Raw genomic sequence first — 17,758 nt, forward strand, 5'->3', positions numbered from 1 at the left:
CAATACCGAATCGCGAATTGTTGATCAATAGCACGCTTACTCAAAATCAGGGATACTAGGCAAAGATGTAGTATATTGGTAAACCAATTAAAACATAACTATTTATGAATAAGATATTAATCGCTCTAGCTATTTTTTTAACGGTTTCTTGTGTTACAAGAAGTAAAATAGCTCCACCTAATTGGGAGCATATGGAAACCGTTTTTTCCGAAGCTCACGATACAATCCAAACCAGCGTTTATTGGTATTGGATATCCGATAATATTTCGAAAGAGGGCGTGATCAAGGATTTACACGCCATGAAAAAAGTGGGTATCAATCGAGCATTTATTGGCCACATTGGATTAGATGATATCCCAAAGGAAAAATGGGGGAACGTTAAACTATTTAGCGAAGAGTGGTGGGAAATTTTGCGTACAGCATGCGCGACAGCTACAGAGCTAGGTATTGATATCGGAATGTTCAATGGGCCGGGATGGAGTCAATCGGGCGGACCTTGGATTAAAGAAGATCAGTCGATGCGCTATTTGCATCGTGTGGACACCATCGTAAAAGGCGCGAGATCTTTTAACGGGAAAATTGCGGGCAAACCAGCCAATTTTCAGCCGACAAATGTAATTGCCTTTCCTTTGCCAAAGGATTATCGCGCTAATATTGCTGATCAAAAATTGAAAGTAAAGAGCGACTTGAAAGATCAACCAGTCGAACAACTTTTCGTAAAAGGAAATAAGCGAGAAGTGGTATTCCCAAATGGGAAATCCACTCAAATAACCTTCTCCGCCGATCAACCTTTTACAGCAAGAAGCCTTACGATCTATCCATCAGAAAAGACGGGTGCGTTTAATGTGACTTTAGAAGTCTTGAAGGACGGGGAATTCAGCGCCATCAGGACATATCGAGTGGATCGTACAAACCCAGCAGAAAACGTCGGATTCGACGCGTTTGCACCTGCAGCTATATCATTTGAAGCGGTAGAAAGTCCCACTTATCGAATTACAATTGATCAAACTTATGGGCAGGCTGGGGTTCGAGAAATTGAATTAAAAACGATTCCTGTTATTGAGCGCTTTGAAGAAAAGACGTTCGCCAAGATGCACCCGACACCATTACCGTTTTGGCACCATTACATGTGGCCAAAACAAGCTGAAGTGGATGCTACCAAGGGACATGCTATCGCACCGGAACAAGTGATAGATCTGACCCAAAAATTATCCGCCGATGGATCATTGCTTTGGGATGTTCCGGAAGGGGAATGGATGATCATGCAGATGGGTATGTTGCCTACGGGCGCATTCAATGCTCCAGCGAGCGAACTAGGTCGAGGTATTGAAGTGGATAAGATGAGTACGAAACATGTAGCATCACATTTTGACAATTTCATAGGTGCGATTATTCGACGCATCCCGGCCGAAGACCGGAAAAGCTTCAAGGTTGTTGTGCAAGATAGCTATGAAACCGGCGGACAAAACTGGACGGATGATTTTGAAGAAAAGTTCGTCAAAGCATTCGGGTACGATCCAAAGCCATATTTGCCCACCTACTACGGTCTCGTGGTTGGCAGTCAAGAACAATCGGATAGGTTTCTGTGGGACATGCGCAGATTTGTCGCTGATCAGGTGGCATATGAATATGTCGGTGGGTTTCGCAAAATCAGTCATGAACATGGATTGACAACCTGGTTGGAGAATTATGGACATTGGGGCTTTCCGGGCGAGTTTTTGCAGTATGGTGGACAATCGGACGAAGTCGGAGGCGAATTTTGGAGCGAAGGAAACCTGGGTGATATTGAAAACCGAGCAGCATCATCGGCTGCCCACATCTACGGTAAAACTAAAGTGTCAGCGGAGTCCTTTACCTCTGCAGGAAACGTTTTTGGGCGTTATCCCGCTATGTTTAAGGAACGTGGGGATCGTTTTTTCGCGGAAGGAATCAATAATACGTTGCTTCACGTCTATATCCACCAACCTTATGAGGATAAGCTGCCTGGCGTAAATGCATGGTTTGGTAACGATTTCAATCGTTTGAATACCTGGTTTTATGAGATGGGAGGATTTATATCGTATCTAAAGCGGACCAATTACATGTTGCAACAAGGTACGTATGTAGCCGATGTTGCCTATTTCATTGGGGAGGATACGCCTAAAATGACCGGAGAACAAAATCCATCATTGCCAAGCGGATATGATTTCGATTATATGAACGCCGAAGTGATCATGAATCGCATGGAAATGAAAGATGGTCGATTTACGTTGCCAGATGGTTTGTCTTACAAGATTTTAGTGCTTCCCGCTATTGAAACTATACGTCCAGAATTACTGGAAAAGATAGAAAAGCTAGTAAAAGATGGGGGTGTCATTTTAGGTTCCAAACCTACGCGTTCCCCGAGTTTACAAAACTTTAAAGACGCCGATGAACGTGTGAGGATGTTGGCCGATAAGCTTTGGGGAAATATTGATGGAAACGCCATTAAACAAAATACGTATGGCAAAGGATTGGTGTTAAACAACATGTCTTTGGAGGATGCTTTTGCACTGTTGGATTTAAAACCAGATTTTAAGATTGATTCGGAGAAGAACATACATTACTTACATAGAAAACTACAAGATGGGGATATGTACTTTTTGTCTAATCAAAGTGGTCAAGAGGTCGCTTTTGAAGCGAGTTTTAGAAGTACTAATAAAACCGTCGAATTGTGGGATGCGCTTTCAGGTCGTATTAGAAACCTACCTGAATGCTATGTGGATGGATCGATTACGCGTGTGCCTTTGGAATTAGCTTCTCAAGGCAGTGCATTTGTCATATTCCGAAATAAAAAACCTGCAAAAGCATCAGAATCAAATAAAAGAAAAAACTTTGTCGATCCAGAGCAGGTAATAACCGTTGAGGGCGAATGGAAGGTAACATTCATTAATCCAGATTCTTCTAAATTTACCAGAAATTTTGATCAATTAGCAGATTGGTCTAAACACGCGGACGATAAGGTAAAATACTTTTCTGGAAGTGCGCATTATGAAATTGATATATACCAATTGCCTTCTTTGAAAAAGAAACGCGTCGTGCTAAATATCGGTCAGGTTGGCGTATTGGCATCGGTAAGTATTAATGGAAAGGAGGTCGGATCAGTTTGGACGGATCCTTATAGTATAGATATTACCTCGTTTTGTCAATCAGGATCCAATCACATTGATATCAAGGTTACAAATACTTGGGTAAACAGTTTGATCGGAGATCAACAAAAGCCAGAAGATGAAAGGAAGTTCTGGACGATTGTCAATCCTTATAAGAAAGATAGTGCCTTGCATAAGGCTGGCCTGTTGGGGCCGGTAACGTTCGAGATATACCCAGAACGCTGATCTTTCCAAGTTTAAATAAGATTGTTTTTTAAATAGAAGAAGGATCCCCTGAGATCCTTCTTTTGTTAAATATATTTATTGATGATTTGGTAAATAGAGGGTATTTTAAGAAAAACGAAAAATAAAAATCAAAAGCTTTTAAAACTTACCATTCCATGTTTCCAACTACATCTGGCGAGGTTTCCCATTCTTCCCTAACTTGGTTGTCCGAATTGACTGGATTGACGGTGGCAGAGCCTGCTGCAATACTATGTTCAATCTCTATCAAATTTATTTGAATCATAGGGGATTGATATATCTTGGTGCCTCTCGTCAGCAAGTTTGCGTTTTGAAAATTTGACATTTCTCTTTTAATGATGGATAAGCGTTAGCATCTGTCTAAATGCCTTCGCTAGATTTTATTTGTTTTTCGTTGTGTTGAAATACAGTAGTTTGCGATGTTTAACCTGCTAATCAACGCGACAAAAGTAGGTATAATATTTAGACGGATTTTTTCAAAGTTGAATTTTGTAGCGGTTATTCTACTCAATGAATGTAGTGCAACAATTTTTCTAAAATATATCCCGAATCGTTGTCGATTAACTCCGATAATTTAAAGTGAAACGACCCCTAATCTTTTTTTAGAAGACCTTTTTCTACGCCTTCGTTAATCAGTCCTTCTGCATACGGCCAAATGCTAGCTGCGCCATCTTGGATTACGCGCTTTTTGGCATGTACCTTCTGATAATTTACGCCAGTCTCTTTCCAAGTCCCTCCGTTATTCGAGCTATTCTGCAGTAAGGGTTCAAGTCGATCCATAGCGCGTGCAAATTTCGCTTCCGCAGTTTTTCCTGCTTCAAACTCTTCCCAAACCTCGATGAAATCGCGTGCTGTTTCATCTGGCAACATGCCAAAAATTCTCTGCGCTGCTAAGCGTTCCTCCTCCGTATTGTCATGGCTTTTGTGTGTGTCGTAGATAAAGGTGTCGCCAGCATCAATCTCTACCACGTCGTGGATCAATACCATTTTTAAAACCTTCAATAAATCGACTGGCTCATTCGATCGTTCTACCATAACCATCGCCATCATGGCAAGATGCCAGCTATGTTCCGCACTGTTTTCTCGACGATCGCTGTTGAACAATTTGGTCATGCGCTGAACGTACTTCAACTTGTCGATTTCCTTGATAAATGCAATTTCTTTTGCTAAAAGATCAGAAGCCATATATGTTTGTGTTTCGGACTACAAAATTCCGAATTAAAATAGAAAGTGTCCAAACGTAACGAATGCTATCGGAAAACTAATAAAAGGATGGTTTCCAGCTGCGTATAAGATTCAAAAGCTTGTTATTAGCACATTACCAACGTTTTCTTTGTAAGAGTATCAGCAATGTTTTTTTAAGGAAGAGGACGGAAAGGCTCGACCTAATCGGTTTCACGAGAACCATATCGCCCTATTAACCACTAAAGCACACGAACAATTTTCATAAATCGTTTTTGATAACTTCCTTCCAGTTTGGTTTCTGTGACTGCTTGTGCCTTACCGGAACTTGCATGAATGAATTCCAAACCGCTGTTCAAGGAATTGGATGTGACAATACCGACATGTCCAATTTGTCGCTTCGCAGGATTTGTTCCAGTAAATAAAATGATATCGCCAGCTTGTGCGTCGGCCGTTTCTATACCTTTTCCCACTTGCCCCATTCCAGATGAACTTCTGGGTAGGTTGATGCCAAACTCCTTAAAAACGTAATACACGAATCCTGAACAATCAAAACCGTTGGACGGACTGGTTTGTCCATATTTGTACTTAACGCCGAGGAATTTCTTAGCAAAAGATATGATGTCTGGATCTTTGTTATTATCCGTTTTTGACGACAATTCAATTTTGTCAACACCTGTGCCTTTGGTATGCGAAGCGGCATCGGATTTTGTCGTTAATCCCCAGCTAGCGAACAAAAATAATCCCGTTACACCAATCTTTCTCACATTTTGAATCACTTTCATTCCAGCAAAGTTACGGAAAATCAGTCAATTGCAATTAACTAATTGCACATACTTCGATCTACATACGTTTTGTTTCCATTTCGATTAATGTAATAACACCCTCCACGTGGTCCACGAATGTATTTTTTCGAACTACTTGCAGATGTAGATCTAGAAGATGCCGACTTGTTTGAGGTAGAGGTATAATCTGATGACGAAGTGACGGACGAATTGACGTAGCTCCAAGTGCCATCTTGATTTAAAATTACCCGTTTTCCGCTCGTAGTAGTGGCGTATTGCGATTGCGCTGCTACAGGCAATGATAAACATACAAGTAGTAGTAAGGCGTATAAATTTTTCATCATGTTTTTCTTTGGCGATCTGTTTGACAAAGTTCGTGAACGAAGAGGCATTTTCGTTATGGTTTCCCGTAATTGTAAGTCTTTGTAAGTCATTACTTTTAACACATAGAAAGCAATTAACCAACCCAACGTTATTATCTACTTAAATGAATATGTATTATGGATTTTAAAGATGAAATCAAACAATTTGGAAAACGTGTAGAACGACTTTTACCACAAATCAAAACCGAGGAAGCTACCAAAACTTCATTGGTGTTGCCATTTCTGAGGATATTGGGCTACGATGTATTCGATCCTTTTGAAGTACATCCGGAATTTGTAGCCGATATCGGCATCAAAAAAGGGGAGAAGGTGGATTATGCCATTCTTCGGGAAGAGAAGCCAGTTATTCTAATTGAATGTAAACATTATGCGGATGGATTGGATCCGCACAATTCCCAGTTGTTTCGTTATTTCCACACGACGGATGCGAAATTCGGTTTGTTGACAAATGGAGTCGAATACCGATTTTATACAGATTTGGTAACGGTAAATAAGATGGATGATAAACCATTTTTTGAATTTAAAATTTCGGACATCAAAGATGCGGAGATACAAGAATTGAAGAAATTTCATAAGTCGGTATTTGATTTGGATAATATCTCCACGGCTGCAAGCGATTTGAAATTTTCCAACGAGCTTTCGATACTGATCAATTCGGAAATGCAAAATCCAACCGATGAATTTGTGCGTTATTTCGCAAAGCAAGTTTATCCAAGCATGGTTACGGCGAAGGTGCTGGAGCAATTTGTGCCTTTGGTAAAACGCGTTTTTACACATATCGTCAACGATCAGATCGCCGAGCGATTAAAAAGTGCACTTAAGAAGGAAACAGAAGTGGGCGAGCAAGAAGCTCCTCAGCCGATTGAGCCAACTTCGGCCATTATCACTACGCAAGATGAGATTGACGGATTTCTCATTGTTAAATCGATCTTAAGGAAAAATATTGAAGTCGGCCGCGTATTTATGCGCGACAATCAGTCGTATTGCGGTATTTTGCTGGATGATAACAATCGGAAACCGATCTGTAGGTTCTATTTTACGACAAATAGATTGCGCTTAGGATTGTTCGATAGCGATAAAAAGGAGACTAAAGTGGATATAAATCATTTGGATGATATTTATAGCCATGCAGAAGAATTGTCCGAAACGGTTGCCAATTATGACGCGTAAAATAAGCGAAATTGGAAAGCGGGATTAATCACTTAATCTCGCTTTTTTTTTCGTCTGCATTTTCTCCGGCGTACTTAGTTAATATATGCTCTGTAGCTTCTTTCAATGAGCGGTTTTGGAAAACAGGATGTTGACCTAATTTTGTGAAAAATTCAACATTGCCATTCATCTTTAGATACCAAACTTTCCCGGCATGTTTTGCGGTAAGCGTATCTACACGCATAATTTTCTGAAAGCCAGTTAGCAATTCCTCATTTTTCGCGATCACTTGTCCATCGATGTTTGAATTATCATCGCAGTAGATTGCGATGTAGCGTTCTCCATTCCAATACATACAATCTTTCTTCGCCCAAGGATAAAAGGCTAAACAAGCAATTGCCATGATAGCTCCTATGGAAGCGCCAGCCCATTTGTGAGAGATGATTTTATGTAAAGGCTTTTTGGATTCGGTTAAGAGAGAATTCTCCTTATGATCGTCTTTATTATCCGGACTAATAGGTGCTACATAATTATTTAATTCCGTTCCACTTAAGGTCGATTGATTTTCCTCTTTCTTTTCTTCTGTTACGAGTTCGATCGTTTCGTTTTCAATGCCGTTGGAAGTTTGCGGGAGTTGATTTGGATTGGATTCGGTTACGCTATTTTCTTTTCCAGAAGATTTACCGTCGTTTTCTGATTTTGACTCGTATTGTTCAAGCCAAGCCTTGTAAGGACGAGGTTGGAAATCAATTAGAACTGATATGAGATCCTTAGTATGATCATTGGGTGCGTTTGTTATCCCATTAACGAATTGAGTGATAGGTTTACATTTATCTGCACCATCCGCTCGAATAATTTTTATGAGATGGTCACCATCTTTATAGTTGTCGAAAAAGTTATTAAGAATATTTAGATCATGCTGATCCAGTTTGTTGCTATTCAGCTTTTTCAATATTCTATCCCTTATAGCAGCAGGAGTCCATTTCAGACCGCTGGTCAAATCGTCATTTTGTTTCTTTTTTATCGCGCAGCGAAGTACTGCGTCATAATATTCATTAATCGTAGGCATGGTTACAAAATTAGTTGGATTTCGGTATCGGAATTTACGGAAAACCGTAACCTAAAACCTTTGTTTCAACATCTTTTTTAATCGGAAAAACCGGAATTCGATCGAAATTATCGGAAATGCATCGGAATAGTCGGAAACATCGGAAGTGTCCTTTAGTCAGGATGTTATCCGCTATACATTTGTTCTCAGAATCAGCTGCTAGATCAGCATCGTCTTTCTAGGAAAGTCGAGAGAACGATTCTAAATCGAGAAAATACTGCGGCATTCTCTAGCCGGTTTGGGAAGCAGCTTTAGTCTTCCGCAGTACGATCTCACCCACTTCCCAAAAAATCAGAAGGCCTTCTGAAAACAATCGTAGTAAGCCCGTGCATGGTGCACGCGGACCTACCTAGTTTTTGACTTTTAATTTTTTGAATTATGTGGTATTTAATCCTATTATTATCAATCGGACAAGGCGGACAATCAACAACTTCAGCCGACCAAAATACACCAACAACAACTGCACAAACGCAAAATGGTGGAGGTGGAGATGAGGGAGAAGAAGGGACCATTTTGCCACCTTTGCCGCCGAAAAAACCTTAGATTTTTACAGTTATTTAAATAATTAAAGGGCTACAAAATGTAGCCCTTTGTTGTTTTTTTATTAAATTTCCAAAAAATCTATTTTGTGAGATATCTGCCATTGTTAGCAATTTTGCTCGTTTTTCTATTCGCGTGTGATAATAAAATAGAGGTCAAACAAAGAAATCCTATAGGAGACGAGTTTTTACGGACGGGAGATTCTTTGTTTTCAATACGTGAAATTGATAGCGCCTTTTTGCTTTTTGCTAAAGCAAAGGATGTCTATCTTGAATCCGGCGATAGTTTGGATGTCGCTAACAGTTTAATTAGGATGGCAATTATTGAAAGAGATGCTGGGGATTACTTCGGTGCCCAAGAAAGCGCATTACAAGCAAGGGAATTCTTGAACGAAAACGATTCATCGCATTTCCCATATATAACCGCAAATTATAATACATTGGGCGCAACCAGTAGAAGTTTGGAAGACTATGATCAAGCCTTGTTATTCTTCGAGGAGACAGTAAAATTTTCACTTGATTCTGCAAATCGTAAGATTGCACTGAATAATATCGCCCTTGCTCATCGAAACTTAGAAAACTACGGTAAGGCGGATAGCATTTACCAACAAATTCTCGCTGATCAATCTATCAGTAACAAAGAACGTGCTCGTGTTTTATCCAATCAAGCAAACGCACGGTGGGAAAGCGACTCATCCTATTTTGCTGTTCCTCAATTGTTAGATGCGTTGCGAATTAGATTGAAGGAAAAGGACGTCAGAGGTCAGAACGCTAGCTACGCGCATTTGTCAGATTACTACAAAAGCACCAAACCAGATTCTGCGCTATTTTACGCGCAAAAGCAATATCAAACAGCTATTAAAATCAAAAGTCCGGATGCGCAAGTCAAAGCTTTGCGAAGATTGATTGATTCGGGTTGCAAAGATTCTGTTCAATATTATTTCCAAACGTATGCCAAGCTCAGCGACAGTTTAGATAATGCTCGATCTGCTGCGAAGAATCAATTTGCATTGATTCGTTATGAAGTAGAGAAAAATAAAGCCGATAATTTGCGCCTGCAAAATGATAATACGGAAAAGGAATCGCGGTTATTTAGGCAGCGTGTGATGACGGGAAGTTTGACTTGCTTAATGTTACTATTTGTCGGCGGAGGTAGTTTTTGGTACAAAAAACGGAAAGAACGGCTGGAGCTGGAAGCGGCTGCAAAAATTAAAGCCAGTAAATTGGAGACTTCCAAGAAAGTACACGATGTAGTTGCTAATGGAATTTACTATGTAATGAGTCAGATCGAATATAATCCAAACATGGACAAAGAACAATTATTGGACAGTTTGGACGATATGTATAATAAATCTCGAAATATTTCACATGAAGCGGAGGAAGACGAAGAAGTATCTACGCCGGATTATCACAATGCCTTAGCTGATAAACTGAAATCCTTCGCAAAAGAAAATCGTCGTGTTTTGCTCGCTGGAAATGAACCCAGTATTTGGAGTCATGTTGGTAACAATGCGAAAAATGAAATTCGTGAAGTATTGATCGAGTTAATGGTAAATATGTCTAAACATAGTCTCGCTGAAAATGTCGTAGTACGATTTGAACGGGATGAAAAAAAGTTACTTATCCACTATCAAGATGATGGAATAGGAATGGCTGAGCATTCAAAAAAGGGAAAAGGTATGGAAAATACGGTTTCCCGTATAAAGGGAATTGGCGGAGCAATTACTTTTGTACAAGAGCCGGGAAAAGGAGTTAAAGTGACTATTCAAGTTCCCGTAGCCGTATAAAGAAAAAGTATGTTTAAGAAAATCCTTATTGCTGAAGATCATCAAATGACAAGCTTGTCTTTGCAGAAAACCCTGCAAGAACTGAGCATTGAAAAAGCGGACTACCTCCATTATTGCGATCACGCTATTTCCTGGCTGAAGAATGCAAACCGAGATGGCGAGCCGTATGATTTATTGATTACGGATTTGAGTTTTGAGGCGGATGATGTGAAACAAAACTTAGTACATGGGACTGATTTGATCCGCGAAGCGAGATTAGTTCAACCGGATTTGAAAGTGATCGTTTTCTCCGGAGAAAACAGGCCAAAGGTCATCGACGAATTGTTTGAAGATTTGAGAATCAATGGTTATGTACGCAAAGCGCGTCATGATGCTGATCATTTAAAGCAAGCGATTCACACTGTTTATGCTGACAAACGTTATCAGCCGTCGGATGTGCGCCAAGCTATCCAACAAGAAAATTCTTTTGAATTTACTACGGTAGATATCGCTATCGTATCGTTGCTTTATCAGGGAGAATTACAGAAGAATATTCCATTCAAACTAAAGCAAAGAGCACTGAAGCCGAGTAGTTTAAGTAGCGTGGAGAAGCGATTGAATGTTATGAAAGAATCGCTTGGATTTTCAAAGAATGAGCAACTTGCGGTTTACTGCAAAGAAAAAGGATTGATTTAATATCCCTTAAAAATAATTTCAAACCAACCAAATGATCTGTTAATCGAAGGAAGGCCGCAAATGCGGTCTTCTTTTTTTAATAATCTGTAAATCATCTGATTGAATTTTTGGTCTTTACGGAAAACCGTAAAAAATCTTAAGTCGATTACGGTAATTTTGAATCGTTAACGAACTAACAACCAAATCATAAGCTCGTTGACCGAACTATGAAAATCAAAACAGATGAATTTTAAAACACTATTCTCATCGTCCAAGCCGGATGACCAAGCGCCTGTATTGAACCAGCGTGCTATCGATGATAATCAAGCTATCCACGAAGCAATTATTGAACTATTGAAATCTGCCAAAACGGAGATATTAATAGCTGCCGCTTGGTTTACAGATGAAGATTTGTTCGACGCTGTTAAAAATTGTGCTGACGAAGGTATCAAGATTGAAATTATCTTGGCAAATAACCACGATAACACGCGCCTTCCGTTTGATGTATTACCAACAAGCTTAGTTTCTATCTATCGCGTAAGCAATTCCGGATCCGGAATGATGCACCATAAGTTTTGCGTTGTTGACAAAACGACTGCCCTTCACGGGAGCTACAATTGGACATATAATGCTCGACAGAATAATAGCGAAAGTGTTATCCTAACCAATCATGACTCAACGGTCAAGAAACTTATTGAAACATTTAACGAGCTTAAGGAAGTGGCTAAGCAACAAAGCCAACAGCATCTTTTCGCTGATGTAAATGCTTCGCAGGATGGTGTAAATAACCAAATGGTTAGTTCTCAAAGCGATCCTTTCTCCGGAGTTTTGGATTCCATGATTGCTGCGGAAGTTGCAGGTTTTGATCGCAGCCTTCTTCGTCAGCAAGGTTTTGACCGTGCGAAATCTAATAATGGCGATCATCAGATATTACCGCAAGCTTTGGATACGGTCTATTCGATGTTTATTAACGATATCGATGTAATGGAAGATAAAAAGCGTCGCCTATTGAGCAAAGTCGAGGAGCAGAAATTGAAGGCGATGGAAGCGGATAAGGAGCAGACGGATTTAAAAATCAATCAGCAAGCAGCTGAGGCGGAGTTAAAGAAACAGCAAGCTGCATCTTCCATCGTAAACAACGATTCCGCTATTGCCATAAATGTGGAAAGCATCAACCAGCATAATCGCAAAGCGCAATCTGAACAAGATCAAATTGCAAAGTTGGATGCGGATATCAAAGAACAGCAACTTGCTTTTATACAGCCGAGACATCGTTGGTTCGAGTTAATTCCGTTGGCAAGTTTTGGAATGTTACTGCTTTCGTACCTGTTTATTTTCTATTCGTCAGCTGCGTACATCATGATTTATAGTGCTTCGGATGCGGAAAGCAATATGGAAATTGGTTATGTTCAATTGCCGGAAGTTTTTAATCCACAAGCGTTATCGTCAGCTTGGGACAAAGGTTTCGTTGCTTTTCTATTTGTAAGCACCTTCGTGTTGGTTCCATTGGCTTTGTCCGTATTAAGTCGAATTGCAAATTTTAGTAAAAAGGAAGACAAGCTTACTTGGGTAGCAATTATTCTCGTAGATGGCGTGATTGCTTACCAAGTCGCTTCCGTTGTGCATCGGGTCATGGAACTACGCGGTGATATTTTAGAAAAGTGGCATTTCTCCAAAATATTTTTTGATACCAATTTCTATTTGGTATTAATCTTGGGAGCACTGGGTTTATTTCTGTTTAAATTTGTCTACGGAAAATTTATTGGCTATTTTGAAGATAGAAATCCAGATCACGCGGCGTTGAAAAGTAGAGAATTAATTCGTCAACACGAAAGCGGTCAACAAAAATGTCAAGAAAACATTCGCCAACTTGCAGATGATTCTGGCGTATTGGAACAAAAAAATATCTTACTTCGCGCGGAAAACCAATTGTTGCAGGCGGAGATTGAAGAAACGCCGATTTCTTTATCTCGAGCGAAAGAAGAGTTGATGTTGGTACTAAGCCAAAAGAATCAACATACACAGCAAACCACCGATATATATATTAGCCATATCGAGAACGATAGTTTTCCAATCTCTTTGAATGCATTAAAAGATCGTATTAATATCTTTTTAGAAGGTTGGAACGATTTTCTACACCGCGAATATTCTATCGCAAAAGCAACGGAAATGTCGCAAGCTGCAACGAACAGCGTCGACGATTGGCAAAACAATAAAATTATTACCCAAAAATTAGATCACCGTGTTTCATAATCGATTTATCATTTTAAAAATCACATCATTAACTGTTGCTATTTCTGCTTTGATTGCTGGTTGTAATTCTACCGATCATCAATCATCAAACGATGATATTGCAATAGAAAATTCCAGTGATAAGGTCAGTATAAATGATATAGCGCATTATAATATTACTATAGCGCCGGATTTGTCGAACCGAATAAATCCGACTTTATACAAGCGTCCTGTCTCCGATGCAGAAATTACGAGCCGTATTACGGAAGCTTTTTATCCAACCATCGTTAGATACAGTTTAAGGTTAGGAAAAGAGGATATGCGTAAAACTGGACAGTTGGATGTATTGCGTATTGGATTTATTAATCAACAGACCATCGGACAAAAAGGCGTTGATGTAACAGAGTTGAATTTTGCACAGTTTGATAGAAATCAAGCTGACAGAATCGCATATATCAATAATAAATATCCTAAAGACAAAAGTGAATTTGTGAAGTCGTTCAGTACGTTAAATGATGCATATGCCAGCAAAAATGCACGAGCTGATATTTGGTCCTATTTTAATGACGGAATCAAAATCGATGTGGTGGATACATCGGTTGTCGAACGTCCAAATCCAATAGAAAATCGGTTAAATCGTGATATCAAATGCAATGTTTTGGTGTTATTTACGGACGGTTATATCGAAGCGGGCTTAAACTCGAAAGCACATTGCGAAGGAAACAAATGTTATTACCTCGATTCAAAAACAATCGACAATTTCCGAAAAGCCTTCAAGCAATCTGGTTCGAAAGATATGAAGGCATTTTTTAAACAAGAAGGATATGGAATTATCCCGGTTGATAATCCTTTACTTAAAAATTTGAATGTAATCGTGATGGAAATGTTTGATCGTTCCAAAGATCAAAAAGGCGGCGCAACCGTTCATCCAACAGATTGGGATATTTTACAAATCTTCTGGCAAGACTGGTTAAAAGAATCCGGAGTAAAATCCGTTGAGTTACATCAAACAACAAATTCCGCGAAGGAGGCTGTGGATAACGTTAATCGATTTTTGAGAAGTAGAGCTATTTAGTCGAGCTACTTCCATATCCTGATTGATGTACAACATCGATCTGTTCCCAATAAATTGATATCTTTGGATTCAATTCCTAAATACATTGCGGGAAGAATTCGCCGACCGCATAGTTAGAGGTTATGATGGAAATTCTATTGGTAGAAGATGATACAGCCGTTGTTTCGCTGATCCGCAGAGGTTTAGCGGAGTTGGATATCAATATATCTGTAGCATTGAACGGCCCTTCCGGTTTGGAGATGGCATTGGCCAATGCCTACGATCTCATTATTTTGGACGTAATGTTGCCCGGCATGGATGGATTGAAAGTTTGTCGGAATATTCGGAAAGCTAACGATCAAGTCCCAATACTAATCTTATCTGCATTAGATCAGCCGGAAGATATCGTTGACGGATTTGAGAATGATGCCGACGATTATCTTACGAAGCCATTCAATATGGAGGAGTTAAAGGCTCGGGTAAGTCGCTTTTCTAGGAAGCGAAACCAAGCGCCCGAAGTATTGAAATCTAATCTACTTGTTTTCGCTGACCTAACGTTGGATCTGGATAGTAAGACTGCCAAACGAGCTAACAACCAAATAGCACTAACTGCCACAGAGTTCCGCCTCTTAGAGTACCTCATCCGAAATGCAAAACGCGTGGTATCTCGTATGGATATCTTGGAGAATGTGTGGAGTATGGAGTTCAACTTAAGTACCAATGTGGTGGACGTGTATGTCAACTACCTGCGCAATAAGGTCGACAAAGGGTATGAAAAGAAATTGCTACATACTATGGTCGGGATGGGTTATGTACTAAAGGATCCTGATGAGACTGCAAACTAAAATCATCGTATTATTCAACTTAATATGTCTGGCTTTAATTACCGGATTCGCTATTTACATCTCTTATTTTACGAGAGATAGTTTGCAAACAAAGTTTTTCCATCGATTAGAAGAAAATGCTCAAATTGTAGGTAAGCACACGATTGAAGAGGCGGAGCATATCAATGAGATTTATTATGAGATTATGCGCACCTATCTTCGGCAGCTTTCAGCCGGGAAAGATTATATTTTAAGGGTGGATAAAGGACATCCAGATGTATTAGTAAAGCCTAATCTTCCACTACCGACGGATTTTTATAAAAAAGCCATTGCAGATGGGCGCAGCCAATTTATGCATGGCGATACCGCCTACCTCGCTTTGCATTTTGCAGATCCGGAGCACGAGAAAGATTTAGTGATTATCTCCTCGGGAAGGGACGACTACGGCTTAAGTGAGCAGGTGGATCTTGATCGTACATTGTTACATGCTGCTGGAGTTTGCATGCTTATCATTGCACTAATTTCCTACTTGTTTGCGCGGCATATCATTAAACCGATTGCGAGCATCAATCGAGAAATTAACAAAATAAGCATAGCCAACCTACATCTACGTTTAGCGAATCCGAATGAAGCGAAGGATGAAATATCTGTATTAATTGACAGCTTCAACAAAATGATCGAACGACTGGAAGTCTCGGTCAGATCTCAAAAAAGTTTCATTGCAAACGCTTCGCATTCTTTTCGCACGCCTTTGACTATTATACGTGGCGAAGCAGAGTTGACGTTGCAAGTGGGCAATTTGAATCAAGATGCTTCGCAATCATTGCATCGTATTATTCACGAAACCGATCAGATTATTACCATGATCAATAATCTGCTGATGATTGCCAGATCGGGATTGGACGATAGCAAGAAGAATTATACAAACGTACGTTTAGACGAAGTATTGTTCCGAGTGCTTAGTTCAGAAAGTAAAGCAAGTGGACATCCGTCGATTTTTTTGGATATGGATGATTCGCCGGAAAGCAGCGAACTGCTTGAGGTTTTTGGCAATGAGAACTTGCTGTTTATCGCACTAAGTAATATTGTATCGAATGCGTGCAAATATGGCGAAAATGCGGACGTTGTTCTTTCTATCAAAAGTCAGGGAAAAGATATCGTGGTGGATATTCGAGATCAAGGTGTCGGTATTCCGTCGAAAGAGAAAGATTTCGTTTACGATTCTTTCTACCGCGCAAGCAACGTTCGAAATATTCAAGGTACAGGCTTAGGTCTTTTATTGTCCAAAAACATCATTGATCTTCATGATGGGGACCTTTTTATACATTCGGTAGAAGGAGAGGGGACGCATGTGAGTGTTATATTGCCCAAATATAACGCACTCTAAGATTGTTTTAATGTAGCTCTTAGGTGGCTCTAAGGTGTGTGAGGTATTATTGCTGTAGGGCAATCTCCTATATACCTATGAAACGATTTTTTATTGGCGTTCTTCTCGGAAGTGTTTTGATGCAATCCTATGCGCAGGATGGTCGCGAACCCATTATACCTAGTATTGGAAGCAACCAAGTAGACACGATAGCAGAACGAGAGGGCGATAGAGCCCGTTTATTCAAGTTTGATTTTTTGATGCGGTCGGCATTCGACGCAGATAATATAGGAAGTGAAGATGCGCTTTCTAGATTTAATTTGGAAGAAGCTCGTGTCTTATTTCATGGCGAATACAATGATCGACTGAGCTACAATATTCGGTTTCGATTGAATAGATCCTTTTCGCACTCCGGATTAGACAACTCATCGCAAGCATTAGATTTCGCATCCTTAAAATATGCGTTTGGAAAAAAACGCGATTGGTCCATTACTTTGGGAAAGCAAAGTGCGATGGTCGGTTCGTACGAGTTTGAAAATAACCCGATTTACGAATTCCTGTTTACCGATTATGTAGATCGTATTTTGAATCTGTTTGTAGTGGGTGCTAAACTATCTTACGATCTGAACGATCGGCATAGCTTTCACCTGCAAATGTATAATACCGTCAATAATTCTTTCGACACACATCTTCTTACTAATGGATTTGCTGCAGGAGATTTGACACGAGCCAAAGCTCCGATAGGTGGGTATTTGACTTGGGTTGGATCGTTTGCCGATGAACGCTTCCGCACCAAATGGTCTTACAATTTAGCACAGTTTGCAGAAGGAAAGCCAACACAGGCAGTTTCATTGGCAAATAAATACATCGGGAATCGACAAATGGTCTACCTCGATTTACAGTACTCACATCTAGGTGTCGATCATGCTCTTATTGCTTCGCGAGCGATCAACGATTTTTATGCAATGACCGGTGCAGCACGACAACTTGCAAAAAATGTCGTTTACAAATCTGCCGTTTTGCGATACGATCAATTCTTAGTTGATAAATGGGAATTGGCATTAAAGGGCGCGGTAGAAACAGCTGGAAGTCGTAACGATGAAACGTTCGGTAACGATTTTAGAACGAATTATACCTATTTCGCAGCTATACAACATAAGCCATTGGCGAAGCAAGATTTACGATTCTATTTGGGCTACATCGGTAACCGTGTTTCTTATCATAAAAGCCTGAACATTGAACCCGTGCAATTCAGCCGCCTTGCCGTGGGCGGATTGTTTACCATTCCGGTTTACTAGGCGTATTAAATAATGAAAGGTCTTAT

The 17,758-nt window shown here is 39.9% G+C and carries 15 protein-coding genes; 10 read left to right on the forward strand and 5 right to left on the reverse strand.

The genetic code is table 11. The features are described from left to right. The first annotated feature begins 191 nt into the window (after positions 1-191). On the forward strand, positions 192-3,353 hold the full coding sequence (locus ACFSQ3_RS06875) for a glycosyl hydrolase (protein ID WP_380868757.1): 3,162 nt from the start codon (positions 192-194) through the stop codon (positions 3,351-3,353). Between the two features lie 145 nt (positions 3,354-3,498). Here the strand turns inward: ACFSQ3_RS06875 and ACFSQ3_RS06880 are convergent, their stop codons facing one another. The 4 genes from ACFSQ3_RS06880 to ACFSQ3_RS06895 form a co-directional block, all read right to left on the reverse strand. Then, complete coding sequence (locus ACFSQ3_RS06880) at positions 3,499-3,636, reverse strand: hypothetical protein (protein ID WP_380868758.1); 138 nt, start codon at positions 3,634-3,636, stop codon at positions 3,499-3,501. A gap of 326 nt (positions 3,637-3,962) precedes the next feature. Then, on the reverse strand, positions 3,963-4,556 hold the full coding sequence (locus ACFSQ3_RS06885; RefSeq protein ID WP_380868760.1) for an HD domain-containing protein: 594 nt from the start codon (positions 4,554-4,556) through the stop codon (positions 3,963-3,965). Positions 4,557-4,795: 239 nt separating this feature from the next. Beyond that, the gene (locus ACFSQ3_RS06890) at positions 4,796-5,338 is read right to left on the reverse strand and encodes a C40 family peptidase (protein WP_380868762.1); all 543 of its coding nucleotides are present in this window, start codon (positions 5,336-5,338) and stop codon (positions 4,796-4,798) included. A gap of 38 nt (positions 5,339-5,376) precedes the next feature. After that, positions 5,377-5,682, reverse strand: a complete 306-nt coding sequence (locus ACFSQ3_RS06895) for a DUF3157 family protein (RefSeq protein WP_380868764.1) — start codon at positions 5,680-5,682, stop codon at positions 5,377-5,379. A 156-nt stretch (positions 5,683-5,838) separates the two neighbouring features. On the opposite strand from ACFSQ3_RS06895, the gene ACFSQ3_RS06900 reads away from it, so the two are divergent. Beyond that, positions 5,839-6,891 (forward strand): type I restriction endonuclease, encoded by a 1,053-nt coding sequence (locus tag ACFSQ3_RS06900; RefSeq protein ID WP_380868766.1) that lies wholly within the window; start codon positions 5,839-5,841, stop codon positions 6,889-6,891. A 28-nt stretch (positions 6,892-6,919) separates the two neighbouring features. Here the strand turns inward: ACFSQ3_RS06900 and ACFSQ3_RS06905 are convergent, their stop codons facing one another. After that, positions 6,920-7,939, reverse strand: a complete 1,020-nt coding sequence (locus ACFSQ3_RS06905; protein ID WP_380868768.1) for a hypothetical protein — start codon at positions 7,937-7,939, stop codon at positions 6,920-6,922. A gap of 417 nt (positions 7,940-8,356) precedes the next feature. On the opposite strand from ACFSQ3_RS06905, the gene ACFSQ3_RS06910 reads away from it, so the two are divergent. The 8 genes from ACFSQ3_RS06910 (at position 8,357) to ACFSQ3_RS06945 (ending at position 17,732) form a co-directional block, all read left to right on the forward strand. Next, entirely contained in the window at positions 8,357-8,521 is a 165-nt protein-coding gene (locus ACFSQ3_RS06910) for a hypothetical protein (protein ID WP_380868769.1), read from the forward strand. Positions 8,522-8,831: 310 nt separating this feature from the next. Further along, positions 8,832-10,304, forward strand: a complete 1,473-nt coding sequence (locus ACFSQ3_RS06915; protein WP_380868771.1) for a tetratricopeptide repeat-containing sensor histidine kinase — start codon at positions 8,832-8,834, stop codon at positions 10,302-10,304. Between the two features lie 9 nt (positions 10,305-10,313). Next, positions 10,314-10,979: a response regulator gene (locus ACFSQ3_RS06920; RefSeq protein WP_380868773.1), complete on the forward strand. Its 666-nt coding sequence runs from the start codon at positions 10,314-10,316 to the stop codon at positions 10,977-10,979. 222 nt (positions 10,980-11,201) lie between these two features. Further along, the gene (locus ACFSQ3_RS06925) at positions 11,202-13,211 is read left to right on the forward strand and encodes a phospholipase D-like domain-containing protein (protein ID WP_380868775.1); all 2,010 of its coding nucleotides are present in this window, start codon (positions 11,202-11,204) and stop codon (positions 13,209-13,211) included. After that, entirely contained in the window at positions 13,201-14,265 is a 1,065-nt protein-coding gene (locus tag ACFSQ3_RS06930) for a hypothetical protein (protein ID WP_380868776.1), read from the forward strand. The genes ACFSQ3_RS06925 and ACFSQ3_RS06930 overlap by 11 nt, the downstream gene beginning before the upstream one ends. 122 nt (positions 14,266-14,387) lie before the next feature. Then, positions 14,388-15,089 (forward strand): response regulator transcription factor, encoded by a 702-nt coding sequence (locus ACFSQ3_RS06935; protein WP_380868778.1) that lies wholly within the window; start codon positions 14,388-14,390, stop codon positions 15,087-15,089. After that, positions 15,073-16,455 (forward strand): HAMP domain-containing sensor histidine kinase, encoded by a 1,383-nt coding sequence (locus ACFSQ3_RS06940; RefSeq protein WP_380868780.1) that lies wholly within the window; start codon positions 15,073-15,075, stop codon positions 16,453-16,455. Before ACFSQ3_RS06935 ends, ACFSQ3_RS06940 begins: the two co-directional genes overlap by 17 nt. Positions 16,456-16,532: 77 nt before the next feature. Further along, the gene (locus tag ACFSQ3_RS06945; RefSeq protein WP_380868781.1) at positions 16,533-17,732 is read left to right on the forward strand and encodes a porin; all 1,200 of its coding nucleotides are present in this window, start codon (positions 16,533-16,535) and stop codon (positions 17,730-17,732) included. The last annotated feature ends 26 nt before the right edge of the window (positions 17,733-17,758 follow it).

It is taken from the genome of Sphingobacterium corticis, assembly GCF_042684745.1.
Classification (GTDB): domain Bacteria; phylum Bacteroidota; class Bacteroidia; order Sphingobacteriales; family Sphingobacteriaceae; genus Sphingobacterium; species Sphingobacterium corticis.

What these genes read in the sequence shown, in the direction of transcription:
- ACFSQ3_RS06875 (WP_380868757.1), top strand. Translation starts at nt 192, where the DNA reads ATGGAAACCGTTTTTTCCGAAGCTCACGATACAATCCAAACCAGCGTT.
- ACFSQ3_RS06880 (WP_380868758.1), bottom strand. Translation starts at nt 3,636, where the DNA reads ATGATTCAAATAAATTTGATAGAGATTGAACATAGTATTGCAGCAGGC.
- ACFSQ3_RS06885 (WP_380868760.1), bottom strand. Translation starts at nt 4,556, where the DNA reads ATGGCTTCTGATCTTTTAGCAAAAGAAATTGCATTTATCAAGGAAATC.
- ACFSQ3_RS06890 (WP_380868762.1), bottom strand. Translation starts at nt 5,338, where the DNA reads ATGAAAGTGATTCAAAATGTGAGAAAGATTGGTGTAACGGGATTATTT.
- ACFSQ3_RS06895 (WP_380868764.1), bottom strand. Translation starts at nt 5,682, where the DNA reads ATGATGAAAAATTTATACGCCTTACTACTACTTGTATGTTTATCATTG.
- ACFSQ3_RS06900 (WP_380868766.1), top strand. Translation starts at nt 5,839, where the DNA reads ATGGATTTTAAAGATGAAATCAAACAATTTGGAAAACGTGTAGAACGA.
- ACFSQ3_RS06905 (WP_380868768.1), bottom strand. Translation starts at nt 7,939, where the DNA reads ATGCCTACGATTAATGAATATTATGACGCAGTACTTCGCTGCGCGATA.
- ACFSQ3_RS06910 (WP_380868769.1), top strand. Translation starts at nt 8,357, where the DNA reads ATGTGGTATTTAATCCTATTATTATCAATCGGACAAGGCGGACAATCA.
- ACFSQ3_RS06915 (WP_380868771.1), top strand. Translation starts at nt 8,832, where the DNA reads ATGGCAATTATTGAAAGAGATGCTGGGGATTACTTCGGTGCCCAAGAA.
- ACFSQ3_RS06920 (WP_380868773.1), top strand. Translation starts at nt 10,314, where the DNA reads ATGTTTAAGAAAATCCTTATTGCTGAAGATCATCAAATGACAAGCTTG.
- ACFSQ3_RS06925 (WP_380868775.1), top strand. Translation starts at nt 11,202, where the DNA reads ATGAATTTTAAAACACTATTCTCATCGTCCAAGCCGGATGACCAAGCG.
- ACFSQ3_RS06935 (WP_380868778.1), top strand. Translation starts at nt 14,388, where the DNA reads ATGATGGAAATTCTATTGGTAGAAGATGATACAGCCGTTGTTTCGCTG.
- ACFSQ3_RS06940 (WP_380868780.1), top strand. Translation starts at nt 15,073, where the DNA reads ATGAGACTGCAAACTAAAATCATCGTATTATTCAACTTAATATGTCTG.
- ACFSQ3_RS06945 (WP_380868781.1), top strand. Translation starts at nt 16,533, where the DNA reads ATGAAACGATTTTTTATTGGCGTTCTTCTCGGAAGTGTTTTGATGCAA.